The organism is Caulobacter sp. LjRoot300 (assembly GCF_964253875.1).
Taxonomy (GTDB): domain Bacteria; phylum Pseudomonadota; class Alphaproteobacteria; order Caulobacterales; family Caulobacteraceae; genus Caulobacter.
Genome location: NZ_CAXUSA020000001.1, coordinates 861772 through 887564, shown reverse-complemented (window position 1 = coordinate 887564; position 25793 = coordinate 861772). Strand labels below are relative to the sequence as shown.

Genomic DNA, 25793 nt, shown 5'->3' with positions numbered 1-25793 from the left:
GTTCCACCCTAGGGTTTAGTCTAGGCGCAAGCCAACAACCGCGCAAGCGGTGAAGCTTGGTCCAAATTCGACGACAGGGTAGGTGTCAGCCCGGAAACTTCAGCAGGTTCGGCCTCGGGATCGCGGCCTTGAACGTGCCGCGGGTCTTGGCGGTGTCGAGGCCGAAGTCGGCCCAGGCCTTGAGGAAACCGGCGGCGGGCGCCGTGACCGGCAAGGGCGACAGGGTCAGCAGCGGGCGGGCGGCCAACAGCTTGCGGGCGGCGGTCCAGGCTTCGGGCTCGGCCATGGCGTAGGCCCCGTCGCTGGCCACCAGTTCGGCGGCCAGGACCGGATCGGCGACGTGGAGGGTCACGGCCGTGTCGGCCGGCAGGCCGGGCAGGGCCGCCAGGGCTTCGATCACCCCGGTCAGCGCCATCCTGGCCCCGCCGACCCGCCGCTCGCCCCCGGCCGCGCCGGCCAGGGTCCCGTCGGCGTTGCGGCGCACATGGGCCCAGCCGCCATAGCCGGGATCGGGTTTGCAGAGCGAGGCGGTCCAGAGGACGACGGAGGCGGTCATGGCCCCTGTTTAGAGACGGGGCCGAAGGCTGGCCAGAGGGGAGGGCGGGCGTCGTGACGAACGGCGTTTGGCGAGGCATTCTTCGCGCCGAAGTCCCTTCCCGTCGCCGAGTCGGAGCGCGCCATGCTGGATCTCGTCCTCGCCGTCCTGCACCACCTGCTGATCCTGTCGATGGCCGGCCTGCTGGCCGTCGAACTGGCCCTGGTCCGGCCCGGCGTCGGCGGTGCGAGCCTGAAGACCCTGGCCGTGATCGACGCGGGCTATGGCGCCACGGCGACCCTGATCCTGGTGGTCGGCGCCGGCCGGGTGTTCTTCGGCGCCAAGGGCTCGGCCTTCTATCTGGAGAACCCGGTGTTCTGGGCCAAGATCACCGCCTTCGTGGTGGTGGGTCTGCTCTCGGCCTGGCCGACCGTGACGATCCTGAAATGGCGCAAGCAGGCCACGGCCGACCTAGCCTTCGCGCCCTCCACCGGCGAGGTGGCGAGGATCCGTCGGATGATGGGAATGGAGCTGGCCGTCTTCGCCCTGATCCCGATCTTCGCCGCAGCCATGGCGCGCGGCTACGGCCTCTAAAGCCTCGCGAGCCGGCTGTCGGGCGCTTGCCGAGAAGCGACGCCGGAACAGAAGGTAAACCCGATCTTAAAATCTATGGTTAACGTCATTTTCATTTCAGTGAACAATGTTCTAACGCCTGCGGCCGCCCGCATGGTCCAATAAGGATCCATTAAGCAAGAAGTGTGCCAATCCGGCCCAAAAACAGGGGTTTTGACGCTATTGGGGAACGAAGTGTAAACGCGCCGCAAATATTTATGGTTAACGCCACCTTAAGCTTCGTTAACCACTTGTTAAACGCGTTGGCTCCGGCTTTGCTACGAGGGCGTTGAACCCTTGCCGGACGTCCCGGCCCGGGACGTTCCGTGTCCGGAGTACGCAGCGATGTTCGATTTCGGTCGTGACCTGAAGAGGCTCTTTGGAGTCGACGCCGGGGCTCCCGCGCGGGCCGCGGCGCATCGCGACGGATTGACCGGCGGCGACACCTCGCTGCTGGAACTGCTGGACCTGCGCCTGCTGGTCAACGAGGCTCGCTCGGCCGATGTCGCCGCTGGCCGGATCGGGGCCAAGGACCGCGGTCACCGCTTGCTGGAAGCCGCCGTCGTCTGGCGCGAGCTGGCCCGCCGCTCGGGCGACGCCGCCGCTCTGCGCAAGGGCGCGGCGCAGGCCGAGGCCGCCGCCAAGATCTTCGAAGCCGAACACAAGCTAGAAAGCCTGGCCGCCGCCCGCTGCGAACAGGCGACCCTGGCGGTGCTGGGCGCCGACCTGTTCGGCGACGAGGGCCTGCACGCCGCCGCCGGCGCCACCTTGACCCTGGCCAAGACCGCGCCGGGCCACCGCTGCGCCATGGTCGAGGCCCTGCTGGCCGGACTGGAGGGCCGCGTCGCCTTGGGCGAGAACGACCTGGACCGCGCCCTGGCCGCCGCCGAGGCCTTCGAGGCCCCGCTGCGGGGACTGTCGGCCGCGCGCCGCGTCAAGGGCGGGGCCTCGCGCCTGCTGCTGGCCGACCAGCGCGCCGCCCGAGTCGAGCTGCTCCTGGCCTGCGCGGCCCGGCTGAAGGACCGCGCCCTGACGGAGGTGGCCCTGGCCGAGGCCAAGGAGGCTGAGTCGGGCCTGGACCCCGATTTCGAACCCCTGGCCTGGTCGCGGCTGGAATCGCTGCGCGGGACCGCCCTGGTGCAGCTGGGCGAACTGGACGGCGAGATCAACTTCATCGCCGACGGGGTCGAGGCCCTGGCCCAGGCGCTGGAACCGGTCACCGCTGACCACAGCCCGATGGACTGGGCCCGGGCCCAGGCCGCCCTCGGCGCGGGCCTGCAGGCCATGGGCGAGGCCACGACCTCGGAGCGCTGCTTCGAGCGCGCGGTCACCTGCTATGACCGCGCCTCGCACATCCTCAAGACCCAGCCGGCCCTGGCCCTTCGCGCCGTGGTCGCCAACAACCGCGCCCTCAGTCTGGCCCGCTGCGCCGAGCTGACCGCCGACCTAGCCGTGCTGGACGCCGCTGAGATGGCCTTCAAGGCCGAACTGGCCGCGACCCCGGGCGCCCGTGACCCGGCCGCTTGGGCGGTGATCCAGATGAACCTGGCCCGGCTCTACGAGGCGCGGGTCGACATCACCGGCCGCGACGACGGCCGCCTGGACCGGGCCGCCACGGCCCTGGCCAGCGCCTTCGACATTTTCGCCGAACTGGGGCTGCGGTCGCTGACCGATCTGGCGGCCCAGGGGTTGCAAAGGGTCAAGCAGGCGCACGCCGCCTGACCCAGAATGAAACCGGACGGCCCCGAACGGGCCCGACCCAAAGACCAGTAGGGAAGACCCAGTGATTGCTTCGTTGCTCGCCGCCGCCGCTGTCTCGATCGTTCCGACCCCGATCGCCCAACCGGCCGTCACCCAAGTTAATAACGTCCAGCCGCAGATCGCCGAGGCGCTTCTCAGCTGCATGGTCAAGCGCGACGGCGGCCTGACGGATTGCTCGGTGCAGAGCGAGTTTCCGGCCGAGATGGGCGTGGGCAAGGCGGCCCTGACCATGGCGTCCCAGTTCCAGGTCGACCTGATGGGCCCCGACGGTAAGAGCCGCGCCGGCTCGTTCATCGACGTCCCGGTCCGCATCCGCATCCGCTAGAGCATCGCGCGGAAAAGTGGATGCCGGTTTTTCCGCAAAAGCGATGCGAAAAAAAATCTAGAGCAAGCCGCGCGATTCCTACATCGCGCGGCTTGCTCTAGCCAAGGCTCGACCCGAAGCGCGACGCGGCCTAGCTTGGCGGCGCGGTGTTTCGGGGGCGACATGGGCGAGAGTTTCAAGGACGTGGACGTCTCGCAGGCGCTCTACCTCGTCCTCTATCTGTTCATCGTCATCATGGGGCTGCGCGGCCTGCCGTCGGCGATCCGTCGCCGGGTCGAGCCGCCGCGCTGCGAGACCTGCGAGACGCCGGTCGACACGAACGCCGCGCCGCTCGGCCCATGGGGCGGCTGGACCTGCGGCGCCTGCGGCGGCCCGATCGAACCGACACGCGAATCCGAACCGCGACCCGGCCTGAGGGGCTGGATGGACCAGTATCCCTGGGCGGTGCACGGCGCGATCTGGGGCCTGCTCGTCTGGGTCCTGCTGGCTGGTCGCGACCTGTGGTTGCGCGAACCGCTTCCGGACCTGCCGACCTTGCCGCTGACGGTCGCCGGCGGCCTCGGCGTCGGCTGGCTGCTGACCCTGATGCACCGCCGGCGGGGCTAGGCGCTAGCCGCAAGCCGGCCGTCACCAGTTCGGCGGCGGATGATCGTCGACCGGCGCGGGCGGGGGATCGTGGCGATCGTCAGGGCGCGGCTCGTCGTAGCGGTCGCGTTCACGAACGTCCTCCCAGCGCCGACGGTCGCGCTGGTCCTGGTCCCAGGCCGCGCGGCGCTCGCGTTCGCGCCGGGCCAGCCGTTCCTCCTCCCATCGCTGCTGGGCGAGTTCGTGGCCGCTTTCGGCGCGGTCGCGGTCCCACCGGTCCTCGGTTGGCTCGGTCGACGGCGCGAGATCTTCCTCTTCGTCCGCCTGCGCGACCTGGGCCGGCGCCGGGCGCGCGGGAGGCGGAGCGGGCGCAGGTGCCCCGGCGAACAGCGCCTCGCGACCCTTGGCCATGGCCTGGGCCGCCTCCGACAGGCCGACGTCCAGCGGACCGGCGCGGGCGACCGACGTCTTGGGCGGCTCGACCACGCGGATGCGCAGGCCGTCGTCGCCGGCCGCCTCGGCCGGTGGATCCGGACGCGTCAGGGCGGGCCAGACGGCCATCGCCAGGGCGGCCACGGTCGCGATCATCGCCACGGCGACGCCAGCGGCCAGGGCCCTCTTGTTCTTGGGCAGTTCCACTAGGGCGCTCCGGAGACGGAAGGCCCCTCGACGAAAAAGGAACGGGCGTCGGGCGGCGACAGTTCCGCGCGGAACCCGTGTTGAGACGACGCCTTACGCCGCCGCCACGTCGCCCGTCGTGCGGCGCATGCGCCAGAAGCGGATGGTGCGCAGGGCCGCGTCGCGGGGCAGGGCGGCGTAGAGCTCGCCATAGGCCTTGGCCTTGCCCATGGCGTTGTCGCTGGGGTCGAGGATCAGCAGGGCGAAGGTCAGGAACAGGGCGCGGTCGAAGTCGGCCGCCTTGCAGACCACCGACAGGGCGTCCAGTTCGCGGCGCTCGATGATCTTGCGGGCGGTGTGGAAGTCGATGTCCGCCAGTTCGGCCAGGGCGACCAGGAAGATCGTGGTGCGGTTGGCGCGGAGCATGCCGACCAGGGCCTGGGGCGTGACGGCGCCGCGAGCCTTCAGGGCGACGATCTCCTTGACCGCCGCGTTATAGTCGGCCGGCAGGGCGCCGTCGTTGGCGGCGACGCGGTTGCGGCCAGCCTTGAGGGCCGCGTCCAGGATGGCGGGATCGACATTGGCGTTGCGCTCCATGATCCGGTCGCGCAGGCGCGCCTCGGCCACGAAGTACATCTCGTTGAGCAGGTCCATCGGCAGGGCCTGGCGGTCGATCACCGCCTCGTGCAGCTCGGGATTGGCCGCCGCGCGGTCGACGGCCGCCTCGTGGGCCTGGCGCGACAGGACCGCGCCCTCGTTGCGCAGCAGCACGCCCAGGGTGGTGTCGTCGCCGCGCTGGACGATGGCGTCGGACACCAGGCTGGGCACGACCGGACGCTGCGAGATGGCCCGCAGGTGGTCCTGGCCCTGGGTGCGGGCCACGTGCAGCAGGTCGGCCTCGCTGAGCTGGGGCGCGCCCTGCAGGATCGGGCGGGCGACGGCGATGCTGTCGCTGGCCAGGGACCGGGTCAGGGACGGCGGCGGGGCGGCGCTAGCGCCCAGGCGCTCGGCCAGCTCGATGCGCACGGCCTCTTCCATCTCGCCGGCCAGCTGGCCCATCACGTCGTCGAACAGGCCCAGCTCGACGTCGCCATGGCCCTCGACGGTGAAGAACAGGTCGGTGACGCCGCGCAGCAGCTCGCGACGGCGCGAGCTGGACGGCTCATCGGCCAGGGCGATGAGGTCATGGAGACGCGACTGGATCAAAGGCCTTCGTTCCGGGTCTTGGCGCGACGGGTCGCGCTGTCGTCATCGTCGTCGCCGCGCGCGCCGGCCGCCAGCCAGTCGGCCGAGCCGTGCGCCGGCGCGGCGTCCTCGGCCGGCGCGGACGCTGCGTCGGTGGTGATCAGCACCTGACGGTCGGGACCGGCGGGCGGGATCGGATCGGGGGTCAAGCCGGACTCGCGGGCCACCGAATAGAAGCGGGCGCCGGTCACGCCGGGGCTGGCGGCGGCCATCTGGCGGGGCGGCGGAGGCGCCGCCGCCGGTGCTTGAGTCGGAGCGGCTGTGGGAGCCCGGGCCGGAGCGGCTGTCGGAGCCGGAGCAGAAGCGGCGGTCGCCATGCGGACGCTGCGATAGCCGGACCAGTCCTTGGCGGGGCCTGGCGTGGCGGCGGCGACCGGCGCCGGGCGCGGCGGGGCGTAGAGGCTGGCCGGCAACGCCTTGGAACGAGCGGCGGGTGCGGGCGGCGGCGGCGCGTAGGCGACGGGCGCGACAGGCCTGGGCGGTGCGGGCGGCGCATAGTAGCCGGCCCAGGCCGCGACCGGTGCGGGTTGGGCTGGCGCGGACGCGACGGGAATGGGAGCGGCGACATCGGCCGAAGGCTGGCGCTTGTTGGCCCAGCTCAGCATCGGACCGTCGTAACGCACGACGGGGGCGGCCGCCGCGATGGCAGGGGCCTGGCGAGGCGTGGTCGGACCGTAGCGGCTCTCGCGCGCGCCCTCGGCATGGGCGGGCGCGGCGACGCAGAACAGCACGGGCAGGAGCAGGGCGAGACGCATGAACCGGTCCGACAGTGCGTGGGATCGGTACGATTGATAGGCGGCGGGACTTAATCTTGACCTAACGCCGTCGGCTCTCGCCGGAAGATTGTGGGTTTTATGTCGAGTTTTCGACATGGGCCCGCGGCTCAGCGGCCGCGCCACCAGGCCAGCAGGCGGCGTTCGGCCAGGCTCAGCACGCCGTGCAGGGCCACGCCCAGCACGGCCAGCACCGCCAGGGCGGCGAATACCCGCGCGGTCTGCAGGCGGTTCGAGGCCTCCAGGATCCGCCAGGCCAGGCCCTGGTTCCCGCCGGATCCGGCCACGAACTCGGCGACCACGGCGCCAACCACGGCCAGGCCGGCCGCCACCTTGTGGCCCTCCAGCAGGGCGGGCACGGCCGAAGGCAGGCGCAGCCGCCACAGCCGCTGGGTGCGGCGGGCGCCATAGAGGTCGAACAGCCGCGCCAGGTCCGGATCGACCGCCTTGAGGCCGGTCAGGGCGCCCGAGAAGATCGGAAAGAACGCCGCCACCGCCGCCAGGGCGACCACGGCGCGCTGCGGATGCTCAATGCCGGCCCAGATGGTCATCAGCGGCCCGATGGCCACCAGCGGCGTGACCTGCAAGGTCACGGCGACCGGGCGCACGGCGTCCTCGACGGTGGGGTTCAGGCTGACCGCCAACGCCAGGCCGCAGGCCAGGACGCTGGCCAGGGCCAGGCCGACCAGGGCGGTCGACAGGGTGTTCCAGGCGCTGGCCAGCAGCAGCGGCCAGCCCTCGGCCAGGGCCGTCCCGATCGCCGAGGGGGCGGGCAGCAGATAGACGGGGAGGGCCAGCAGGCGGCAGGCGGCTTCCCAGGCGGCCAGCAGCAGGGCGATCAGGATCAAGGGGGCGAGGAGGCGGGTCATCCGCGACAGACCCTCCCCCTGTGGGGGAGGCGGCCCGAACGGGCCGGAGGGGGGAGTGATCTCGCGTCAGGCGTATCCCCCCACCGATCGCTGCGCGATCGCCTCCCCCACGGGGGGAGGGCCTCTTCGAGCCAGGCGCTCATGCCGCGACCCTCCCCGCCAGCAGCCGCGACACCTGCTCCGCCGTCTCGCGGAACGCGGCCGTGGTTCGGAAGCCCGGCGGGCGCGCGACGGGGCCCTCGACCGCCACCTCGCCGACGATGCGGCCCGGTCCGGCGCTCATCACCACCACCCGGCGGGCCATGTAGACAGCCTCCTCGACATTGTGGGTGACGAAGACCACGGCCGGCGCCAGCTCGGCGGCCAGCACCAGGACGTCGTCGGCCAGGGCGCGGCGGGTGATCTCGTCCAGGGCCGCGAACGGCTCGTCCAGCAGCAGCAGGCGCGGGCGGGTGACCAGGGCGCGGGCCAGGGACGCGCGCATGGCCATGCCGCCCGACAGCTGGGCGGGCCGAGCGTTCTCCGCCCCCTTGAGGCCGACCTTGGCGAGGGCGACAATGGCCTGGGCCCGCGCGTCGATCCCGGAGGTTCCGGCCAGTTCCAGCGGCAGGGCGACATTGGCCGCCGCGCTCATCCAGGGGGCCAGGGTCGGGGCCTGAAAGACCACCGAGGTCTGGCCCTTGCCGGCGGCGCGGGTCACGGTCCCGCGGGTGGGGGCCTCCAGCCCCGCCAGCAGCCGCAGGGCGGTGGACTTACCGCAACCCGACGGCCCGACCAGGGCGACGATCTCGCCCGGGCTCAGCGCCAGATCGACGGGGCCGAGCGCGCGGCCCCGTCCGGGATAGTCGACCTCGACGGCTGAAAGTGAAGCAATCGGGTTCACGGTCGTGGGGACTCTGATTGGGCAGACCAAAAACGGTTGTCATCCCGGACAAGCGCGCAGCGCGCAGATCCGGGACCGACGCGGGAACTTAGAGTTTCCGGCGGTCCCGGATCTGCGCTTCGCTTGTCCGGGATGACAATCGTTATGCAGGTGGAATGGATCACTTCGGCAGGAACTGCAGCGTGTAGGCCGACTTGTAGTCCATATCCTTCGGATAGACCCCCTGCTCGGACGCCACCTTGAAGAACTCGGCCCAGCGCGCGTCGTCCATCCGGCCCACGCCCTGGCGCGGCACGATGCCGTACGAGCGCATCTTCTCGCGGGCCTGGTCCAGGACGTCCTGGGTCATTTCCGGATTGTCCTTGAGGATCAGGGCGTCGCCCGGCTTGGGGTCGCCGTGGAGATAGCTGGTCCAGCCGGCCGCGGTGGCCTCGACGAAGGCCTTCACGGCCGCCGGGTTCTTGTCGATCAGGGCGGTCGGGACCAGGGCGAACGAGGCGTAGGCCGGATAGCCGTCGTCGGCCAGCAGGAAGACCTTCGGGGTGATCTTGCCTTCCTTCTCGATCAGATAGGGCTCGGAGGTGGCGTAGCCCTGCTGGATCACCGACTTGTCGGCCAGGAAGGGCGCGGCCGAATAGTTGTACTTGCGCACCTGGTCGTCGGTGAAGCCGTGCTTGGCCTTCAGCCAGACCCAGAAGGCGGTGATCGAGGCGTCCGACAGCAGGATCGGGTGGCCCTTCATGTCGGCGATGGCGTTGATGCCCTGGCCGTCATGGGCGATCAGCACCTGGGGGTCCTTGTCCATGAAGGCGGCGACGGCTTTGACCGGGACCTTCTCCTTGGCCAGGTTCAGGACGATGAAGCTGTTGGAGCCGACGCCGACATCGACCGCGCCGGTGGCCAGCAACTGGGGCACGTTCACGCCCGGGCCGCCCTGGATCAGGGTCACGTCCAGGCCGCGCTTGCTGTACTCGCCCGTCGCCAGCGCCTGGTAATAACCGCCCAGCTCGGCCTCGCCCTTCCAGTCGGTGGCCAGCTTCAGCGCGGTGCGGCCAGGGGCCTCGGCCGCCTCCTTCTTGGCCGGCGAACAGGCAGCCAGGACGGCGCAGAAAGCCAGGGCGGCCAGGCGCAGGATCTTCATCGTCGTCTCCCCGAGGTGCGGGGCGGAGGTTAGTGGGGGAGGGCTGGGGAGGGAAGCCCAGTTGGGCAGCGGCTCACCCACTTGCCCCCACCTGACGGCTTCGCCGTCTGTCCGCCCCCATAGGGGGCGGAGCCTAGAGCGATCCGTAGGGGGCAAGTGTTAGCCGCAGGAAGGTCCTACCGCCGCGCCAGCCACCGGCTGACCTTGGCGTACAGCACCTCGCGCTGCACCGGCTTGGCCAGGTGGTCGACCATGCCGGCGGCGTAGCAGCGCTCGACCTGCTGGGGCAGGGCGTCGGCGCTCATGGCGATGATCGGCACGTCGCCGACCCCGCCGTTGAGCGCCTTGATGGCCCGGGTGGCGGCCAGGCCGTCCATCTGCGGCATGTGGATGTCCATCAGGATGATGTCGAAGCCGCCGCGCGCCGCCTTGGCCACCGCCTGCTCGCCGTTGTCGGCCGTCTCGACCTGGCAGCCGACCAGGGCCAGCAGGGCCGCGCCGATCTCGCGGTTCATCGGGTGGTCGTCGACCAGCAGGATGCGGGCCGCGCCCGGCGCGGCCGCCGGCCGCGGCTCGCCGGCGTCGTAGGCCTCGACCTGGGGCGCCTGCAGCTCCAGCCAGAAGGCCGAGCCGTGGCCTGGGGCGCTGTCGAAACCGATCCTGCCGCCCATCAGCTCGACCAGCGCCTTGCTGATCGCCAGGCCCAGGCCGGCGCCGCCATAGGGCCGGCTGACCGAGCTGTCGACCTGGCTGAAGCGCTGGAACAGCCGGCCCTGGCGCTCGACGGGGATGCCGACACCGGTGTCGACGATTTCGAACTTCAGCCTGTCCTCGAGCTCGCCGGGCTCGATGGTCAGGCCGGCGCGGATCCGGCCGGTCTCGGTGAACTTCACCGCGTTGTTCAGCAGGTTTAGCAGCACCTGGCGCAGGCGCAGGCCGTCCAGGTCGTGCAGCCCCCCAGCCCCATTGGCGATCGAATCGACGATGTCGACCTCGACGGTCAGTCCCTTGTTCTCGGCCTCGGGCCGGACGATGCCGACCGCGTCGTGCAGCACCGCGGCGGCCGAGGCCGGCTGGAACAGCAGCTCGACCTGGCCCGCCTCGACCCGCGAGAAATCGAGAATGTCGTTGACCACGGTCAGCAGGGCCGTGCCGGCGCTGTCGATCAGGCCCAGCTGGCGGCGGACGTCGGCCGGCAGGTCCCGGCGTTCGACCAGCAACTGCGAGAAGCCCAGCATGCTGTTCAACGGCGTGCGGATCTCGTGGCTCATGGTGGCCAGGAACTCGGTCTTGGCCTCGTTGGCGGCCAGGGCGCGGGCGCGGGCGGCGCGGGTCAGCTGCTCGCGGCGCACCAGCAGGCGGCGCAGGCGCTCCTGCTGGGCCAGGGCCAGGCCGGTGGCCAGGCTGGTGACGAACAGCACGCCGACGAACATCTGGACCAGCCGGTTCTGGTGGGCCTGGGACCAGCCGGTCTGGATCTGCGAGTTCCACAGGCCGTTGACGGTCAGCGGGATGGCCACGCAGGCGACGATCAGCGAGGCCTGCGCCGCGCCGCGCGGACCCAGGCGAAAGGCGACCAGCAGGGCGACGGGAAACAGGATGAACGGCGCCGGCAGGCCCTTGGCGTGGAACACCAGCGCCGACAGGGCGGCCACCAGCAGGGCCAGGCCCAGCTTTTCCAGCACGGGGCGCTGGAAGGCGCGGCGATGCTCGCCGTCCAGCAGGACCAGCACGGCGGGCAGCACGATCGCCATGCCCAGCACCCCGCGCACGAACCACTCGGTCAGCACGATCACGAAGGGCAGGCCCTGGACCAGGGCCAGAACGGCGGCGGCGATGAGCGCCATGGTCAGGGTGACCGGCGCGGTCAGGGTGGTCAGCAGGGCGAGCTGCCGCATGGTCCGCACCCGCGGCGGACCGCCGAAGAAGCGCTTGGTCACCCACCAGACCAGCACGGCCTCGCCGACATCGACCAGGGTGTAGAGGACCGCGCGGCCCAGGCCGTCGCCGACCATCAGGTCGATGGCCAGGTGGCTGATCACGGCGACGGCCGTGAGCATCACGCCGCGGCGAGGGTTCAGCAGCAGCAGCCCGCCCGCCAGCAGGGCGTTCGTCGGCCACAGGGTGGCTATGTCGAGCGCGTTGCGGGTCAGGAAGTCGCTGAACGCCTGGCTGGCCAGCAACGCCATGGCCAGGACGAACAGAATACGATCCTGCCGCCGCTGTTCCTGATAGGCGACGTTAGCCTGCATGGGTGTTCCCGTTCCCCGGACGGGAGGAATACGCGAAGCGGGCCTCTGCGGTTCTCCGATACGCGGCGCTGTGACGCTTTGCCGCATCCTGGGGTGCAGCGCAATCTCGTCACGGTTGCGCTCCCCAGACCGCGGCGGGCCGACCTGGACGTCGGAGGCCAGCACCGGATCGGTGGGCGCCAGGGCGCCGCCCAGCAGCAGGGCCGAGGCCAGGGATAGGTCCAGGCCGCGCACGCCCATCAGCGTCACCGCCAGGATCCTGAGCAACGCCCGGCGCCCCGGACTGGACCTGCGCCGACCGAACCGAGCGGCGCCGCTGGGCGTTATGGCGCTAGGCCGTCACGTCAAGGCAGGAGTGTCATGGACAAGCTGTTCGCCAAGTTCGCCAACGCCACGGCGCGTGTCACGGGCAGTCCGCAGGCTTTCCTTGCCTGCATTCTGGTGGTCCTCGCCTGGGCGGTCAGCGGACCGGTCTTCAAGTTCTCCGAAACCTGGCAGCTGGTGATCAACACCGGCACCACGATCGTCACCTTCCTGATGGTGTTCCTGATCCAGAACACCCAGAACCGCGACGGTGCGGCGGTCCAGACCAAGCTGGACGAGCTGATCCTGACCTCCGCGGCCGAGAACGACTTCATGGGCATCGAGACGCTGACCGAGAAGGAGCTGGCGGTCATGCACGCGCGCTGCGTCGAGCACGCCAAGGTCGCCCAGGAGCGGCTCGACAAGGTGTCCGCCGTGCGCGAATCCCGCAGGAACGCCCAGGCCGCGCCCAAGGCCAAGCGCGCCCGGCCCAACCGCCCGCCGCCAGCCAAGAACGCGCCGGCGCGGCGGGTGAAGACGAGTTCCTAGGTTTCGGAGCGCTCCGGAGGGCGCGGCGTAGTCGCTACTTCTTCTCCAGCAGCAACTGTCCCTGCTTCTTGACCTGGCCGGTGATCTTGCCGGCGATCACGCCCAGCAGGCCGGGCAGGACGATGTCCATCCGGACCGATTGGTCGAACACCGTCAGAACGCCGGAGATCGGCTGGCCCATGGCCTGGGCCGAGAAGGTCAGGGCGTCGCCGGCCCACGCCTTCTGGACGTCCTTGACCATGCCGCCCGTCTGGCTGAGCAGCTGGCCGAACCCTTCCTCGATGCGGCGACGCGCCTCGGCGGCCCCCAGTTGGTGGGGAATGGTGATGGTGACCGGCCTGCTCATGCGCCAGGCGCTCCCTGTCTTCTTGCTCCGGGGATCTAACGCCCGTGGACGACATATGGGGGCGAATGGCCGTGGTTCATACGTCCGGACCTGACGTATCGAGGGGCGAAGGTCCGGTCATCCACGGAGGACGCCATGACCGACATCGCCATGCCCAGCCTGTTCCAACCCCAGCCCCGCTCGGTCCGCTTCACGCGTCCCGGCCGTCCCGGCGGCGTGGTCGGCGCGCTGAACTACGCCGGCGTGCTGCTGGTCTGGGTCGCGCTGTTCGTGGTGCGGCCGGCCCTGGCGATGCAGGTGTTTCGCGAGCGCCGGGCCGACTCGCCGATCCGCCGTCGGCACTAGCCAAACCGGCCGGAGGATGGGATTCCAGGCGGATGCAGCGCACCGTCTCGATCGCCCATGTCAGCCACCGCCTCAAGGCCCCGTTTCGCATTTCGCGCGGGGTCAAGACCGCCGCCGAGGTGGTGGTGGTCGAGATCGTCGAGGGCGAGCTGATCGGGCGCGGCGAGAGCGTGCCCTACGCCCGCTACGACGAGACGGTCGACAGCGTGATCGCCCAGCTCCAGCCCGCCGCCCAGGCCCTGCGCGAGGGCGCGCGGCCGCATGACGCCCTGGCCCTGCTGACCCCCGGCGCGGCCCGCAACGCCCTGGACTGCGCCCTCTGGGACCTGCGGGCCAAGCGCGAGGGGCTCAGCGTCGAGGCCCTGACCGCCCTGCGCGTGCCGGACAGCCTGGTCACCGCCGTCACCGTCAGCCTGGACAGCCCGGAAGCCATGGGCGTGGCGGCCCAGGCGGTGGCTTCCGCCCCACTGATCAAGGTCAAGCTGTCGGCCGAGGATCCCGCCGCCCGCCTGCTAGCCGTGGCCAGGGCCGCGCCGGACGCCCGGCTGATCGTCGATCCTAACGAGGGCTGGGACTTCGCCACGCTCGACGGCCTCAAGCCGGTGCTGTCGGACCTCAACATCGCCCTGGTCGAGCAGCCCCTGCCGGCCGGCCAGGACCAGGCGCTGGAGGGCTACGACCCGCCGTACCCGATCTGCGCCGACGAGTCGGTGCATACGGCGCAGGACCTGGCCGCGCTGCGCGGCCGCTACCGCGCCGTGAACCTCAAGCTCGACAAGGCTGGCGGCCTCACCGAGGCCCTGCTGATGCTGGAGGAGGCCCGCAACCACGGCTTCACGCTGATGGTCGGTTGCATGGTCGCCTCGTCCCTGGCCATCGCCCCCGCCCTGCACCTGGCCAGCTCCTGCGCCTTCGCCGATCTCGACGGGCCGTGGTGGCTGGCCCAGGACCATCCCGGCGGCTGCCGGGTGGCGAACGGACGGCTGACCGCGCCGAAGCCGGGGTTCTGGGGCGACGGCGTGAGCGCGACGGGGCTGTGGCTCTAGACGGGTCGCGTCCTCCAAGCTCGGCCGCCGCATCGCTGTTCAAGCGCTGGACCTGGGCTGTACTTTTGCACGGCCGCATGTAACCTTTGATTGAATAGTTAAAGGGATCGCGTCATGCGCAAGCGTTCGATGGTCGTGGCGGCCGTGGCCGCATCGATCCTGCTGATGCCTCAGGCGCTTACCCCCAGGGCCCAGGCCTTCGGCACCATCCGCGGCTTCGGACAGAACGCCGAGCACGAGCGCATCACGCGCGGCGGCCTGGCCTCGTTCGGCTTCGGATCGGACTCGCTGGCGCAGCTGGCCGGCAAGAACGGGACCTGGGGCGCGGTGGGCGCGCCCGACGATCCGGCGCGCGGCCTGATGAGCAGCAAGGCCGCCCATTGCGACGGCGGCGACGTCTTCACGCCCGGCGCCTATCCGCAGAGCGCCGCCAAGGCCCAGGCCATCCTGACCTCGTGCCGGACCTATATCTACAGCAACATCGACGCCGCCGTGACCGACGCGGCGCGCCTGGTGAAGCCAAACCTGCAGCTGGACAGCACCAGCATCTTCGGCGGTTGCACGTTCAACGGCGTCAAGGGCCGGGCCAAGTGCAACGTGTTCGAGGACATGGGCATGGCCTTCCACGCCGCCCAGGACTTCTACTCGCACAGCAACTGGATCGACACGCCGCGCGCCACGCCCTCGGTCGACGATCCCCAGGGCCTGAACCACGCCGCGCCCGCCCCGTGGCTGTCGCCGGCCGGCGCGGTGTTCCCGGCCGGCCTGATCAGCGGCTGCTACGAGGGCTTCCCGGAGTCGGGCCATTGCGACGGGCGGATCAGGCACGCGGTGCTCAACAAGGACACCACGGGCACGGCGCGCGGCCTGCCGGCCTACCACCGCGCCATGGACGTCGCCGCCCAGGACACCCGGGCCAAGTGGGCCTATTTCGAGAGCCGCCTGGTCGCCGTCTACGGCCCGGCGCGCGGCAATAAGATGATCTGCGTGCTGAAGCGGGACAATCCGGGAAGCTGCTAGGTTTTCCTTTTGCGCCGTGAGCCCGGCTGCGCGGGGGCGAAAAATGAACCCGCCGCGACCTGCGCCGTTCTTCCGCCGCGCGAAGCGGTCTAGGTCGTTGGCGAGCGCTCCCCCGCGAGGATCTTCATGCCCTTCGACACGCCGCCCGTTTCCGCGCCCGCTCCCGAAGCGCCCTATGTCGAACAGGTGATCGTCACCGCCGCCCGCCTGCCGCCGGCCGCGGCCGAGGCGGCCTTCTCCGCCGTCCACCTGAGCGAGCGCGACCTGGCCAAGGCCCAGCGGGTGGACGAAGCTGTGGGCCAGACGCCCGGCGTGTCGCTGTTTCGCCGCACCTCCAGCCTGTCGGCCAATCCGACCACCCAGGGGATCAGCCTGCGGGCCATCGCCCCGTCGGGCGCGGGGCGCACCCTGGTCACACTGGACGGGGTGCCGCTGAACGACCCGTTCGGCGGCTGGGTGATCTGGTCGCAACTGGCCCCGGAATCCCTGACCGGCGTGGACATCGTGCGCGGGGCGGGGGCGGGTCCCTACGGGGCTGGCGCCCTGACCGGCGTCATCGGCCTGAAGGAGCGCGACAGCGGCATCGCCGCCGACGTCTCGCTGGGCGAGCTGGGTGGCCAGCGGGCTTCGGCGGCGGCGGTCTCGACCCTGGGCCGGTTCGAGCTCTTCGGCGCGGCGTCCTACGACAAGTCCGACGGCTACGTGCCGGTGCGCGGCGACGCCCGGGGGGCGGCCGACACCCGGACCGACCTGGAGGCCAAGAGCATCTCCGGCCGGGTCGACATGGCCACGGGCCTGGGCCTGCTGTCGCTGCGCGGCGGGTTCTTCGAGGAAGACCGCGGCGCGGGACTGGCCGGGGCGCGGGCCAACGCCTCGGGCAACGTGTTCAGCGCTACTCTGGTCAAGGCCCCGCGCGGCGCGGCCCTGGGCTGGAGGCTGCAGGCCTGGCGGCGGACCAGCGACCTGTTCAACAGCTCGGTCGCTGTGGCCGCCAGCCGCTCGGCTGCGACGCCGGCCAACAGCCAGGACAAGACCCCGGCCACCGGCTGGGGCCTGAACGGCGCGCTGCGTCGCAAGGTCGGCGGGCTGGAATGGGAGCTGGGCGCCGACGCCCGGCCGAACGACGGCGAGGAGCGCGAGCGCTACAGCTATTCCGGGGGGACCTATACGCGGGGCCGCGTGGCCGGCGGCAAGACCTCGGTGGTGGGGGCCTATGCCGACGGTTCGTGGACAAGCGGTCCGTGGCTGTTAGCCGGCGGCCTGCGGCTGGACCGCTGGGCGACCACCGACGGCTTCAGGATCGAGCGCAACATCCTGACCGGGGCCGTGCTGCTGGACCAGCGTCCGGCCGACCGCGACGGCGAGGTGGTCAGCGGCCGCCTGGGCCTGACCCGCGACCTGGGCGGCGGGACGACCGCCCGGCTGGCCGGCTATACCGGCTTCCGGCCCGCCAGCCTCAACGAGCTCTACCGCCCGTTCCGGGTGGGCAACGACGTCACCGAGGCCAACGCCGCCCTTGAGCCCGAGCGGCTGCAGGGGCTGGAGGCCGGCGTCTCGCACAAGGGCGACAAGGGGCTGGTCGAGGTCACGGGGTTCTGGAACCGGATCGACGACCCGATCGTCAACGTCACCCTGGGCGCGGGGCCGGGAACCTTCCCGATCGGCGGCTTCATCCCGGCCGGCGGCGTGCTGCGCCAGCGCCAGAACGCCGGGACTATCGACGCGGTAGGCCTGGAAGGCCGCGCCGAGCGCACGGTCGGCGTCGTGATCCTGAGCTCGGCCCTGTCGGTCACCGACGCCCGGGTCGACGGCGGTTCGACGGCTCCGCAGCTGACCGGCAAGCGCCCGGCCCAAGCCCCGGTCTGGAGCGCCGTGGCGGGCCTGTCGGCCGAGCTGACCGAGCGCCTGACCCTGGCCGGCGACCTGACCTGGGAGGGCAAGCGGTTCGAGGACGACCTCAACAGCCGCGTCCTCGATCCGGCTTGGCGGCTGGATGCCCGGCTGGACTGGCGGGTGCGGCCGCTGGTGACCCTGTACCTGGCCGGCGACAACCTGCTGGACGCCAATATCCAGACCTCGCGGACGGCCGACGGCGTGGCGGGCTATGCGGCGCCGCGGGTTATCAGGGTGGGGCTGCGGCTGGCGATCTAGATCAGTTCTTAATGAGCTTGAGGGGCGTCAAAGCCAATCCTCCGATAGTCCAGCAATAAAAAAGCCGGGCTTTCGGCCCGGCTTGATTAATTTTGATTTAACAGGGCTGGACGCGGTACCTGAAGGACCGTATTCAACCTAGTACGAGCGACAGGCCTAGGCCTGTCGCAGGAGGGCTGCACTGACCCGCACAGTCGATGCAGCCCGCAGCCGTCAAAGGTAGCGGCACACGAGTAGGGCAGGTCGGACTCAGGTTCGGTCTGCCCTATTTTGCTTCTGGGGGGTAACCCCCTTTACGCAAGTTAATCACTACGGTTTGGATTAAGTACGGTCAACCTAATTTGACCAACTGGTTATCGCCAACCAGCTTCACGCCACCAGTTCTATATCACTGATCGCACAGCTTCATTCATAGATGAGGATTCGATGCGTTCAGCGCCAAAGTTGCAGCGCTAGCTAGCGCGGCGGACGCTCTGTGCAGCTAGGTAGAAAATTGCACAATTCAGTTCTTCCATATACATTCAACATTTTGAAAACAAAAAGAATTTAGGATCTTTACCGCACCGGCTTGCCTCCGAACACCACCTTCGCCCCCTTCTGAACCGCCGCGCCCAGCTCGGCCGCGTCCCAGTTGGTCAGCCGCACGCAGCCGTGCGAGGCGCGCTTGTTGACCAGCTTCGGGTCGGGCGTGCCGTGGATGCCGTAGGTGTCCTTGGTCAGGTCGATCCAGGTGGAGCCCACCGGATTGTTCGGCCCGGCCTTGATGGTCAGCTTGCCGGTCGGCTTGCCGAACGTCAGGCGCGAAGGGTCGTAGGTGTAGGTCGGGCGCGGGGCCACGGTGTTGACGGCCCACTCGCCGACCGGGGCCGGGCGCTCGGTGCTGCCCACAGTGGCCGGATAGACCGCCAGCAGCTTGTCGCCGTCGGCATAGGCCTTGAGCGTGCCCCTGGCGTTGTCGATCTCGATGCGGGTCACCTTGCCGTCCAAGCCGTCGGGGCCCAGGGCCGCGACGATGATCGTGGTCCCGGCCCTCGAGAAGTCGACACCAGGGTTGAGCGCCTGCAGCAGCGGTTCGTCCATGTGGAACTTCTCGGCCAGGGCCTCCAGCGGCGAGCCGTAGCCGAGGGCCGGCAGCCTGGCCATCGCCTCGTAGTCGTCCTTGGGGATATCGGGCGTGAAGGGCCCGGCGACGTCTTCCGGCGTGATCACATAGCCGGTCAGGGCCGGGCCGGCGTCGGCGACCAGGGCCTCCCAGGCGGCGGGGCTCAGCTTGCCGTCGACGGTCAGCCGTCGGGCCTCCTGGAAGGCGCTGATCGCCAGGGTCAGGTTCGAACCCTCCCGGCCGTCGATCACGCCGGGCGAGAAATGGGCGCGGTCCAGCAGTACCTGGGCGCGGGTCAGATAGGCCTGCTTGGCCTGCGGCGTCGTGGCGGCCGGATCGAAGGCGGCGGTGTTCACGGCCTGGGCCAGGGGCGAGGGCGCGGCCGGGGCCGCGACCACGGGCGTCTGGGGCTTGGCGGGCGGGGCGGCGGGTTTCGACGCGGCCGGCTTGTCCGGCTTCTGGGCGGGATCGGAACAGGCGGTAATGGCCGCCAGGCAGCCGAGCAACAGGACGACGGGACGCTGGGACGAGGGCATGCAAACGACTCCGGGGGGGAACGCCTTGCCCCTCTCAAGCCTTGAGCCATGGCGAAGTTCCGCCACCGGCCTCCCGCGGCCAAGGAGCCCTGTTTGAAGATCCTGCGTCGGCTGATCTGGGTTCTGGGCGGGCTGGCGGCGCTGGTCGCCGTGTTTGTCGCGTGGGTGATGTGGCCGGGCAAGCGCCCCGCGCCGGCCTTGCCGCCGCCCTCGGCCTCGGCGCCGCGCGAGCCCGCCCAGTACGCGCCGCCGACCTATCTGCCGTCGAACGATCCGCCGGCCAGCCCGACCTTCGGGGCGGCGCCCGACGGATCGCCCGAGGACTGCAACGCCGGCGGCGCCTCGGACAGCGCCGCCCCGGTCAACGCCGCCTCGCTGACCACCCTGACCTGGGCCCCGTTCGGGCGGGCCGAGACCGGCTGGGAGATCTACGCCCCCCGCGTCGCTCACGAGATCCAGACCGCCTGCGCCCCGGGCACGCCGCGCTTCGCCGCCGCCCTGGCGCGCTGGCAAGGCGGCCATGGCCTGAGGCCGACAGGGACCTTCGATCCGGAGACCTTCAAGATCATGCTGGTGCGCTGGCATCGGGCGCGGCCGTTCGTGAAGGTCAATGGCGAGGGGATCTGCCCCGGCGCGCCCTCCGCCGCCCTGCTGTCCACCGCCAGGCCCGAGGAGAGCTACGGCGGCAAGGGCATCCAGTTGCGGCCCGGCGCCTTGGACGCCTACCGCCGGATGGCCGCCGAGGCCAAGGCGGCCGGCGTGGTGCGCGACCCGCGCGCCCTGACCCTGTTCTCCGGTTTCCGCGATCCGGTCGCCGACGCCGTCCGCTGCGCCCGCGACAACAACTGCCAGGGCGTGTCGCGGACCATCTGCTCGGCCCATCGCACCGGCCTGGCCATGGACCTGTTCATCGCCGCCGCGCCGGGCTTCGGCCCCGATTCCAGCGCCGATCCCAACCGGCTGGCGATGAGCCGGTCGGACCTCTATCGCTGGCTGGTCGCCAACGCCGGGCGGTTCGGCTTCGTCAACTACGTGTTCGAACCCTGGCACTGGGAGTGGACGGGCGAGCCGATGCTGCCGGGCGCGCCGATCGCCAGCCTGCCGCTGGCCGGGTCCGGCCGTCCGGGCGACCCGCTGCTCACTCCGCCCGCAGCACCGGCGCCGGCCGCTGCGACAGCGCCAAGGCCGCCGCCAAAAGGCCCCCCGCCGTCGAAAGCCCCGCCGCGCCGACCAGCAGGATCATGACCCCGCCCCAGTCGACGCTCCAACTGGCCTCAAACACCTTGACCACCACGGGCCAGGCGGCGGCGAAGCCCAGAGCCACGCCCGCCGCCCCGGCGATCAGCCCGACCGCGCCATATTCGATGGCGTAGGCGGCCAGGATCTGGCCCCGCGTGGCGCCCAGCACCTTCAGGGTCGCGGCCTCGCGCGCCCGGGCCCGCGCCCCGGCGGCGATGGCCCCGGTCAGCACCAGCAGGCCGGCCAGGCCCGCCACCGCCGCCGCGCCGCGCACGGCCAGGGCCAGGCGGTCGAACAGGGCGGCGGCGGCGTCCAGCTGCTCGCGGACGCTGATCACATTGACCCCCGGAAAGCTGTCGCCGAGGCGGCGGGTCAGGGCGGCTTCCCGCGCCTTGTCCAGCCGGGCGATGGCGACGTTGCGCAGGTCGGCCCCCTCCAGGGCCCTGGCGTTCAGCACGACGTTGAAGTTGGGGCCGAAGCCGCCGAACTCGATCCTGCGCAGCACCGCGATGCGGGCCTCGATGTCGCGGCCCAGGATGGTCAGGGTGACGCTGTCGCCGACCTTCAGCCCCGCGCCCTCGGCCAGCTCGGCGTTCAGGGCCAGCAGCGGCGGACCGGCGTAGCCGGGCGTCCACCACTGGCCGGCGGTGGTCTCGCCGTCTTTTGGCGCGCCGGGCAGCAGGGTCATGCCGATGTCGTTGTCGAAGGCCCAGCGCTGGCCTGGCTTGATCCTGTCCTTGTCGACCGATTGGCCCTTCAGGCCGCTGATCCGCCCCGTGACGAACGGCAGGCGTAGATAGGTGTCCGGGGTCAGCGGCATGACCCGGGCGACCTCGGCGTCGAAGGCGGCGGCCTGCGTCCCGGGGATCTCGGTGAACACCATGGCCGGGGCGGTGCGCGGGGCGGTGGTGGTGATCTGGGCCAGCAGGGCCGACTGGATCAGCACCACGCAGGCCAGCAGGGCCACGCCCAGACCGATGGCCGGGCTGGCGGTGCGAGCGGCCGAGCGCGGTCCGGCCAGGTTGGCCAGGCCCAGCTTGGCCGGACCGCTGACCAGGCGCCGGACCTTGCCCGCGCCCCAGGCGGCGGCGCGCCCCAGGGCCCAGAGGACCGCGAACGAGGCGGCGACCCCGGCGATCATGATCGCCGCGGCGATCGGCGTCGGGGCGGTGGCCACGGCCAGGGCGGCCAGACCAGCGCCGGCCAGCACCGCGCCCAGGGTTTCCAGACTCAGCGGAAGGCGGCCGCCCAGGCTGCGGCGGAACAGGGCCGACGGCGGCGTGCGCCGCGCCCGGGCCAGCGGGATCAGCGAGAAGGCCGCGGCCGCCAGCAGACCGAACAGCCCGGCCTTGGCCAGGGGCAGGGGATAGACAGCGAACAGGGCGGGGATCGGTAGCGAAGAGCCGGCCAGTTGTCCCAGGACCAGCGGCGCGACGGCGCCGATCGCCAGGCCGATGGCCACGCCCAGGGCGGCCAGCAGGCCGATCTGGATCAGGTAGAGGTTGCGGATCAGCGCGCCGTCGGCGCCCAGCGCCTTGAGCACGGCGATCGATGGCTCGCGGGTGGCCAGATAGGCGCTGACCGCGCCGGCCACGCCCAGGCCGCCGGCCACCAGCGAAGCCAGGCCGATGAAGCCGAGGAAATACTCTAGCTGGTCGATCAGGCGGCGCGCGCCGGGGGCGGCGTCCAGGCGGTCGCGAACCTCGAAGCCCGCATCGGGAAACCGGGCCTGGATCGCCTTGCCGACGGCGCGCGGGTCCTGGCCGGCGGGCAGGGCGACGCGGACAGCGCGACCGGACAGGCCGCCGGGCGCCAGCAGCCCCGAGCGCTCCAGCACCTCGCGGCGCACGAGCACGCGCGGCCCAAGGGCGAAGCCCCGGGAAAGGCCGTCGGGTTCGCTGACCAGCACGGCGCTGGCCCTCAGCGTCACCGGCCCGGCCGTGAAGCGGTCGCCCAGCTTCAGGTGCAGGCGGTCCAGCAGCGCCGGCTCGACGGCCGCGCCGGGGACGCTGTCGCGGTCGGCCAGGGCGATCTTCAGGTCCGGCGCGCCGTCCACCTTCACCGTCCCAGCCAGCGGGAAGCGGCCATCGACGCCGCGCAGGCTGACCAGCCGCCGCTCGCCGCTGGGAGCCTCGGCCATGGCCCGGGCGGCGGCGGTGTAGGTGGTGGTTCCCAGCCGCTCGAAGGTCGCGCGCTCGGCGGGGGTGAAGTCGCGGTTCTCGACCGAGAAATAGAGGTCCCCGCCGAGGATCTCGCGGGCCTGGCTGGCCAGGCCGTGGCGGAAGGCCTCGGCCGTGGAGCCCGCGGCGGCGATGGCGGCCACGCCCAGGGCCAGGCAGGCCAGGAAAATGCGGAAGCCCCGCACGCCGGAGCGCAGCTCGCGGGCCGCTAGGCGAAACGACAGGGCGGCCATCAGGCGAGGATCTTTCCAGTATCGATCTGGCCGTCGGCCATCCGCACGATGCGGTCGGCGCGCTCGGCCAGGACCGGGTCGTGGGTGACCATGACCAGGGCCGCGCCCACCTCGGCCACCAGGGCGAACATCAGGTCGGCGACGCTGGCGGCGGTCTTGGCGTCGAGATTGCCGGTCGGCTCGTCGGCGAACAGAAGGGCGGGGCGGGCGGCCAGGGCGCGGGCCAGGGCCACCCGCTGCTGCTCGCCGCCCGACAGTTGGTGCGGATAGTGGGTCAGGCGGTGGGGCAGGCCCACCCGGTCCAGCCACTGGCGGGCGAGCGCCAGGGCGTCCCGGCCGCCGGCGATCTCCAGCGGGGTGGCGACGTTCTCCTCGGCGGTCATGTTGGGCAGCAGGTGGAAGGCCTGGAAGACCAGCGCCGCTCGACCCCGGCGCAGGCGGGCCCGGCCGTCCTCGTCCAGCCTGGCCAGGTCCTGGCCGAACAGGCGCACGACCCCCGACGTCGGCTGCTCCAGCCCGGCTCCGACGGCGATCAGCGACGACTTGCCCGAGCCCGAGGGCCCGATCACCGCCAGCCGTTCGCCGGGCGATACAGCCAGGTCGACGCCGCGCAGGATGTTCACCGGTCCCGCCGCCGAGGGCAGGGTGAGGGTCACGGCCTCCAGGCTCAGGACGGTAGCGGGGCCGGAATGAGGGGCGGCGGAACCTTCGGTCATGAAACTTCCCGAATTGGTGGACATTGTCTGGGCGACAGCAAGCCTACATAGGAAGCCATGAGCTTCGCCGCACCGCGTTTCCTCGATCGTCGCCGGGTCCTCGTCGGCCTGGCCGCCGCCTCGCAGATCGCCGCCACGCCGGCGGTTCCGCCCCATTCGCCCGTGGTCACCGTGCTGGGGGATTCGATTACGGCGGGCCTGGGCCTGCCCGCCAAGGACGCCGTGCCGGCCCAGTTGCAGGCGGCGCTGATCCGCATGAACGTCTTCGCCAAGGTGCGGGCGGCGGGGGTGTCGGGCGACACCAGCGGCGGCGGCCTGGCGCGGGTCAATTTCAGCGTCGCGCCGGACACCGCCCTATGCGTCGTGGCCCTGGGCGGCAACGACCTGCTGCAGGGGATCGAGCCCCGCGTCACCAAGGCCAACCTGCGGGGCATCCTGCAGAACCTGCGCCAGCGCCGGATCGCCGTCGTGCTGGTCGGGGTCGGCGCGCCGCCGCTGATCGGCGCGGCCTACGCCCGCGAGTTCAACGCCCTCTATCCGGCCCTGGCCCGCGAGTTCTCGGTCCCGCTCTACGCCAACATCCTGGCCGGCGTCGGCGGCTCGCGGCAGCTGATGCAGGGCGACGGCATCCATCCCAATGCGGCCGGGGCGCGGATCATCGGCGGCAAGCTGGCGCCGTTGGTGGCCCAGGCGCTGAAGGCGACCTCGACCCAGACCGCGACTAGGTAAAGAACTCCACCGCCACCAGCACCACGCCGGCGATCCACACGGTCTCGAAGACCATCAGCGCCACGGGCCGCCAGCCGGCGGTCATCAGGTCCTTGAACGAGGTCTTCATGCCCAGGCCCGCGATGGCGGTGACCAGGCACCAGCGGGAGATCTCGTTGGCGGCGTCGGTGACCGGCTTGGCCAGCCAGCCCAGGCTGTTGACGATGACCAGGGCCGCAAAGCCGAGCAGGAACAGCGGCACGGTCGCCTTGGCGCCGCCGCCCGCGCCCGGCCCCATGCGCGCCACGACGAAGGCGATGGTGAAGACCACCGGCAGCAGCATGGTCACCCGCAGCAGCTTCACATAGGTGGCCACGTCGCCGGTGTGGGGCGAGATCATGTAGCCGGCCCCGACCACCTGGGCGACGTCGTGGATCGTGCCGCCCAGGAAGATCCCCGCCCGGGTGTGGTCCAGGTGCAGGGCCGCGGTCAGCAGCGGATAGGTGATCATGGCGATGGTCGACAGGGCGGTGACCGTGACGACCGCCAGGATGGTGTCGCGCTCGGCGTCCTTGCCGCGCGGCAGGACCGAGGCGATGGCCAGGGCCGCCGAGGCCCCGCAGATGCCGACCGCCCCGCCCGACAGCACGCCGAAGCTGGACCTCAGGCCCATGCGCCTGGCCAGGAACGCGCCCAGGGCGATGGTCGAGCCGATGCCGACGATGACCGTGACGATCGGCGTCAGGCCCAGGCCCAGGATCTGGCTGGCGGTGATCCGCGCGCCCAGCAGGGCGACGCCGAAGCGCAGGACGGCCTTGGACGAGAATTCGATGCCGGGGATGCAGCGGCCTTCCTGGTGCAGGAAGTGGAAGGTCATGCCGAACAGCAGGGCGAACAGCATGACCGGCGCGCCGTAGTGCTGGGCCAGCCATTGCGAGGCCAGGGCGATGGTCACCGCCACCAGCACGCCGGGATAGAGCTTGATCAGCGCCGCCTGGCCGGGGAAGGCGGCCTTGGTCTTCGTCGGAGCGGCGGGTTCCGGTCTCGACAGACCTTCCATGCCCTCCAGCGACTGGAAGAGGGCCCGCGCGGCGGCGGTGTCGGTGTCGAGGTCGGAGTTCATGGTCGGGCCCTGAACCGGCGAGTCGCGCCGGTCACCCGGGATCGAGACCCGATGCGCGGGAAGCGGACAAGGAAAATCGGCGCCAGACGCCTCCGCCTGTCCCGCAGGACAAGCCTTGGGCTGGTTTCTGAACGGCGGCTAACGAAAGCCTCACAACGCGTTCAGCCGCCGCCCCGCAAAAGGTGACCGTGGCCGTGAGATTCGCGGCGTGGAACGGAATGATGGTTATGTCGGCATCTCTTCGCGTGGTTACGGCCGGTCAGCGGGCGAAGGTGGCGGTGGAGTCGACCGCCGGCCTGAGCGAGCGGATCCAGCACCTTCAGGCCGAGGCCAAGCGCCTGGCCTCGGCCCATATCGACGCCCTGCGGGCCAGCATGCTCGAGACCCAGCGGATCGCCGACGAAATCGCGAACGGCGGCGAGGCCTATCCCGCCGGCGTCCGCGACATCGCCCGCCGCCTGGGCGAGGACAGCGCCGCCCGGGCGATGACCATCCAGGGCATCGTTTCGCGGCTGTGAGCCGTCCCCCTTCCACCGCCGCGCCGGACTCGTGGTCCGGCGCGGCGGGAAGGCGGGAAGGCGGGAAGGCGGGAAGGCG

General features: G+C 71.3%; 25 protein-coding genes. 12 read left to right on the top strand and 13 right to left on the bottom strand.

Going from position 1 to position 25793, the window contains the following annotated elements; all coding sequences use genetic code 11:
• Positions 1-85: 85 nt before the first annotated feature.
• Positions 86-556: a ribonuclease H gene (locus ACSQ2G_RS04070; protein WP_436028488.1), complete on the bottom strand. Its 471-nt coding sequence runs from the start codon at positions 554-556 to the stop codon at positions 86-88.
• A gap of 123 nt (positions 557-679) precedes the next feature.
• Here ACSQ2G_RS04070 and ACSQ2G_RS04065 point away from each other — a divergent pair, with 123 nt between their 5' ends.
• The 4 genes from ACSQ2G_RS04065 to ACSQ2G_RS04050 all read left to right on the top strand — a co-directional run bounded on the left by ACSQ2G_RS04065 (position 680) and on the right by ACSQ2G_RS04050 (position 3839).
• The gene (locus ACSQ2G_RS04065) at positions 680-1129 is read left to right on the top strand and encodes a DUF2214 family protein (protein WP_436028486.1); all 450 of its coding nucleotides are present in this window, start codon (positions 680-682) and stop codon (positions 1127-1129) included.
• Positions 1130-1492: 363 nt separating this feature from the next.
• On the top strand, positions 1493-2869 hold the full coding sequence (locus tag ACSQ2G_RS04060) for a hypothetical protein (protein ID WP_436028484.1): 1377 nt from the start codon (positions 1493-1495) through the stop codon (positions 2867-2869).
• 61 nt (positions 2870-2930) lie between these two features.
• The gene (locus ACSQ2G_RS04055) at positions 2931-3233 is read left to right on the top strand and encodes a hypothetical protein (protein WP_404979965.1); all 303 of its coding nucleotides are present in this window, start codon (positions 2931-2933) and stop codon (positions 3231-3233) included.
• A 162-nt stretch (positions 3234-3395) separates the two neighbouring features.
• Complete coding sequence (locus ACSQ2G_RS04050) at positions 3396-3839, top strand: hypothetical protein (RefSeq protein ID WP_436028482.1); 444 nt, start codon at positions 3396-3398, stop codon at positions 3837-3839.
• A 21-nt stretch (positions 3840-3860) separates the two neighbouring features.
• Here ACSQ2G_RS04050 and ACSQ2G_RS04045 read toward each other — a convergent pair whose 3' ends face one another.
• From ACSQ2G_RS04045 to ACSQ2G_RS04015, 7 genes are all read right to left on the bottom strand, one after another.
• Complete coding sequence (locus tag ACSQ2G_RS04045) at positions 3861-4457, bottom strand: hypothetical protein (RefSeq protein ID WP_436028480.1); 597 nt, start codon at positions 4455-4457, stop codon at positions 3861-3863.
• A 93-nt stretch (positions 4458-4550) separates the two neighbouring features.
• Positions 4551-5642, bottom strand: a complete 1092-nt coding sequence (locus ACSQ2G_RS04040) for a DUF2336 domain-containing protein (RefSeq protein ID WP_436028478.1) — start codon at positions 5640-5642, stop codon at positions 4551-4553.
• Entirely contained in the window at positions 5639-6436 is a 798-nt protein-coding gene (locus tag ACSQ2G_RS04035; RefSeq protein ID WP_436028476.1) for a hypothetical protein, read from the bottom strand. Before ACSQ2G_RS04035 ends, ACSQ2G_RS04040 begins: the two co-directional genes overlap by 4 nt.
• Before the next feature lie 128 nt (positions 6437-6564).
• Positions 6565-7323 (bottom strand): ABC transporter permease, encoded by a 759-nt coding sequence (locus tag ACSQ2G_RS04030; protein ID WP_436028474.1) that lies wholly within the window; start codon positions 7321-7323, stop codon positions 6565-6567.
• A gap of 139 nt (positions 7324-7462) precedes the next feature.
• A complete protein-coding gene (locus tag ACSQ2G_RS04025; RefSeq protein WP_436028472.1) occupies positions 7463-8206 on the bottom strand; it encodes an ABC transporter ATP-binding protein in 744 nt (247 codons plus the stop codon).
• Positions 8207-8366: 160 nt separating this feature from the next.
• Complete coding sequence (locus tag ACSQ2G_RS04020; RefSeq protein WP_436028471.1) at positions 8367-9347, bottom strand: ABC transporter substrate-binding protein; 981 nt, start codon at positions 9345-9347, stop codon at positions 8367-8369.
• 176 nt (positions 9348-9523) lie between these two features.
• Positions 9524-11866 carry an MASE1 domain-containing protein gene (locus ACSQ2G_RS04015; RefSeq protein ID WP_436028470.1) on the bottom strand — a complete coding sequence of 781 codons (2343 nt, stop codon included), beginning with the start codon at positions 11864-11866 and terminating at the stop codon, positions 9524-9526.
• A 93-nt stretch (positions 11867-11959) separates the two neighbouring features.
• On the opposite strand from ACSQ2G_RS04015, the gene ACSQ2G_RS04010 reads away from it, so the two are divergent.
• Entirely contained in the window at positions 11960-12451 is a 492-nt protein-coding gene (locus ACSQ2G_RS04010; RefSeq protein ID WP_436028469.1) for a low affinity iron permease family protein, read from the top strand.
• A 34-nt stretch (positions 12452-12485) separates the two neighbouring features.
• On the opposite strand, the gene ACSQ2G_RS04005 is transcribed toward ACSQ2G_RS04010, so the two are convergent.
• A complete protein-coding gene (locus ACSQ2G_RS04005) occupies positions 12486-12797 on the bottom strand; it encodes a polyhydroxyalkanoic acid system family protein (RefSeq protein WP_436028468.1) in 312 nt (103 codons plus the stop codon).
• A gap of 135 nt (positions 12798-12932) precedes the next feature.
• Here ACSQ2G_RS04005 and didA point away from each other — a divergent pair, with 135 nt between their 5' ends.
• The 4 genes from didA to ACSQ2G_RS03985 all read left to right on the top strand — a co-directional run bounded on the left by didA (position 12933) and on the right by ACSQ2G_RS03985 (position 17359).
• Complete coding sequence (gene didA / locus ACSQ2G_RS04000; protein ID WP_436028467.1) at positions 12933-13142, top strand: DNA damage-induced SOS-independent cell division inhibitor A; 210 nt, start codon at positions 12933-12935, stop codon at positions 13140-13142.
• Positions 13143-13174: 32 nt separating this feature from the next.
• Positions 13175-14188, top strand: coding sequence for an N-acetyl-D-Glu racemase DgcA (dgcA, locus tag ACSQ2G_RS03995; protein WP_436028465.1), 1014 nt, complete (start codon positions 13175-13177; stop codon positions 14186-14188).
• Between the two features lie 114 nt (positions 14189-14302).
• The gene (locus tag ACSQ2G_RS03990) at positions 14303-15208 is read left to right on the top strand and encodes a hypothetical protein (RefSeq protein WP_436028463.1); all 906 of its coding nucleotides are present in this window, start codon (positions 14303-14305) and stop codon (positions 15206-15208) included.
• Positions 15209-15334: 126 nt separating this feature from the next.
• The gene (locus tag ACSQ2G_RS03985; RefSeq protein ID WP_436028461.1) at positions 15335-17359 is read left to right on the top strand and encodes a TonB-dependent receptor; all 2025 of its coding nucleotides are present in this window, start codon (positions 15335-15337) and stop codon (positions 17357-17359) included.
• A 555-nt stretch (positions 17360-17914) separates the two neighbouring features.
• On the opposite strand, the gene ACSQ2G_RS03980 is transcribed toward ACSQ2G_RS03985, so the two are convergent.
• Positions 17915-18997 carry a L,D-transpeptidase family protein gene (locus ACSQ2G_RS03980; protein ID WP_436028459.1) on the bottom strand — a complete coding sequence of 361 codons (1083 nt, stop codon included), beginning with the start codon at positions 18995-18997 and terminating at the stop codon, positions 17915-17917.
• 93 nt (positions 18998-19090) lie between these two features.
• Between ACSQ2G_RS03980 and ACSQ2G_RS03975 the strand changes: the two genes are divergently transcribed.
• Positions 19091-20242: a D-alanyl-D-alanine carboxypeptidase family protein gene (locus ACSQ2G_RS03975; protein WP_436028457.1), complete on the top strand. Its 1152-nt coding sequence runs from the start codon at positions 19091-19093 to the stop codon at positions 20240-20242.
• Here ACSQ2G_RS03975 and ACSQ2G_RS03970 read toward each other — a convergent pair.
• On the bottom strand, positions 20136-22649 hold the full coding sequence (locus ACSQ2G_RS03970) for an ABC transporter permease (protein WP_436028455.1): 2514 nt from the start codon (positions 22647-22649) through the stop codon (positions 20136-20138). The two genes, ACSQ2G_RS03975 and ACSQ2G_RS03970, sit on opposite strands and share 107 nt — an antisense overlap.
• Positions 22649-23365, bottom strand: coding sequence for an ABC transporter ATP-binding protein (locus ACSQ2G_RS03965; RefSeq protein ID WP_436028454.1), 717 nt, complete (start codon positions 23363-23365; stop codon positions 22649-22651). The genes ACSQ2G_RS03970 and ACSQ2G_RS03965 overlap by 1 nt, the downstream gene beginning before the upstream one ends.
• A 57-nt stretch (positions 23366-23422) precedes the next feature.
• Here ACSQ2G_RS03965 and ACSQ2G_RS03960 point away from each other — a divergent pair, with 57 nt between their 5' ends.
• Positions 23423-24094 (top strand): arylesterase, encoded by a 672-nt coding sequence (locus ACSQ2G_RS03960; RefSeq protein ID WP_436028452.1) that lies wholly within the window; start codon positions 23423-23425, stop codon positions 24092-24094.
• Here the strand turns inward: ACSQ2G_RS03960 and ACSQ2G_RS03955 are convergent.
• A complete protein-coding gene (locus tag ACSQ2G_RS03955) occupies positions 24087-25196 on the bottom strand; it encodes a YeiH family protein (protein WP_436028450.1) in 1110 nt (369 codons plus the stop codon). The genes ACSQ2G_RS03960 and ACSQ2G_RS03955 overlap by 8 nt on opposite strands.
• A 227-nt stretch (positions 25197-25423) precedes the next feature.
• Here ACSQ2G_RS03955 and ACSQ2G_RS03950 point away from each other — a divergent pair, with 227 nt between their 5' ends.
• A complete protein-coding gene (locus ACSQ2G_RS03950; protein ID WP_436028448.1) occupies positions 25424-25714 on the top strand; it encodes a hypothetical protein in 291 nt (96 codons plus the stop codon).
• Positions 25715-25793: the final 79 nt, after the last annotated feature.

Bases quoted from the DNA above. Each gene is read 5' to 3' on its own strand.
- ACSQ2G_RS04070 (WP_436028488.1), bottom strand. From the start codon at position 556: ATGACCGCCTCCGTCGTCCTCTGGACCGCCTCGCTCTGCAAACCCGAT.
- ACSQ2G_RS04065 (WP_436028486.1), top strand. From the start codon at position 680: ATGCTGGATCTCGTCCTCGCCGTCCTGCACCACCTGCTGATCCTGTCG.
- ACSQ2G_RS04060 (WP_436028484.1), top strand. From the start codon at position 1,493: ATGTTCGATTTCGGTCGTGACCTGAAGAGGCTCTTTGGAGTCGACGCC.
- ACSQ2G_RS04050 (WP_436028482.1), top strand. From the start codon at position 3,396: ATGGGCGAGAGTTTCAAGGACGTGGACGTCTCGCAGGCGCTCTACCTC.
- ACSQ2G_RS04035 (WP_436028476.1), bottom strand. From the start codon at position 6,436: ATGCGTCTCGCCCTGCTCCTGCCCGTGCTGTTCTGCGTCGCCGCGCCC.
- ACSQ2G_RS04030 (WP_436028474.1), bottom strand. From the start codon at position 7,323: ATGACCCGCCTCCTCGCCCCCTTGATCCTGATCGCCCTGCTGCTGGCC.
- ACSQ2G_RS04020 (WP_436028471.1), bottom strand. From the start codon at position 9,347: ATGAAGATCCTGCGCCTGGCCGCCCTGGCTTTCTGCGCCGTCCTGGCT.
- ACSQ2G_RS04010 (WP_436028469.1), top strand. From the start codon at position 11,960: ATGGACAAGCTGTTCGCCAAGTTCGCCAACGCCACGGCGCGTGTCACG.
- ACSQ2G_RS04005 (WP_436028468.1), bottom strand. From the start codon at position 12,797: ATGAGCAGGCCGGTCACCATCACCATTCCCCACCAACTGGGGGCCGCC.
- didA (WP_436028467.1), top strand. From the start codon at position 12,933: ATGACCGACATCGCCATGCCCAGCCTGTTCCAACCCCAGCCCCGCTCG.
- dgcA (WP_436028465.1), top strand. From the start codon at position 13,175: ATGCAGCGCACCGTCTCGATCGCCCATGTCAGCCACCGCCTCAAGGCC.
- ACSQ2G_RS03990 (WP_436028463.1), top strand. From the start codon at position 14,303: ATGCGCAAGCGTTCGATGGTCGTGGCGGCCGTGGCCGCATCGATCCTG.
- ACSQ2G_RS03985 (WP_436028461.1), top strand. From the start codon at position 15,335: ATGCCCTTCGACACGCCGCCCGTTTCCGCGCCCGCTCCCGAAGCGCCC.
- ACSQ2G_RS03980 (WP_436028459.1), bottom strand. From the start codon at position 18,997: ATGCCCTCGTCCCAGCGTCCCGTCGTCCTGTTGCTCGGCTGCCTGGCG.
- ACSQ2G_RS03970 (WP_436028455.1), bottom strand. From the start codon at position 22,649: ATGGCCGCCCTGTCGTTTCGCCTAGCGGCCCGCGAGCTGCGCTCCGGC.
- ACSQ2G_RS03965 (WP_436028454.1), bottom strand. From the start codon at position 23,365: ATGACCGAAGGTTCCGCCGCCCCTCATTCCGGCCCCGCTACCGTCCTG.
- ACSQ2G_RS03960 (WP_436028452.1), top strand. From the start codon at position 23,423: ATGAGCTTCGCCGCACCGCGTTTCCTCGATCGTCGCCGGGTCCTCGTC.
- ACSQ2G_RS03955 (WP_436028450.1), bottom strand. From the start codon at position 25,196: ATGAACTCCGACCTCGACACCGACACCGCCGCCGCGCGGGCCCTCTTC.
- ACSQ2G_RS03950 (WP_436028448.1), top strand. From the start codon at position 25,424: ATGTCGGCATCTCTTCGCGTGGTTACGGCCGGTCAGCGGGCGAAGGTG.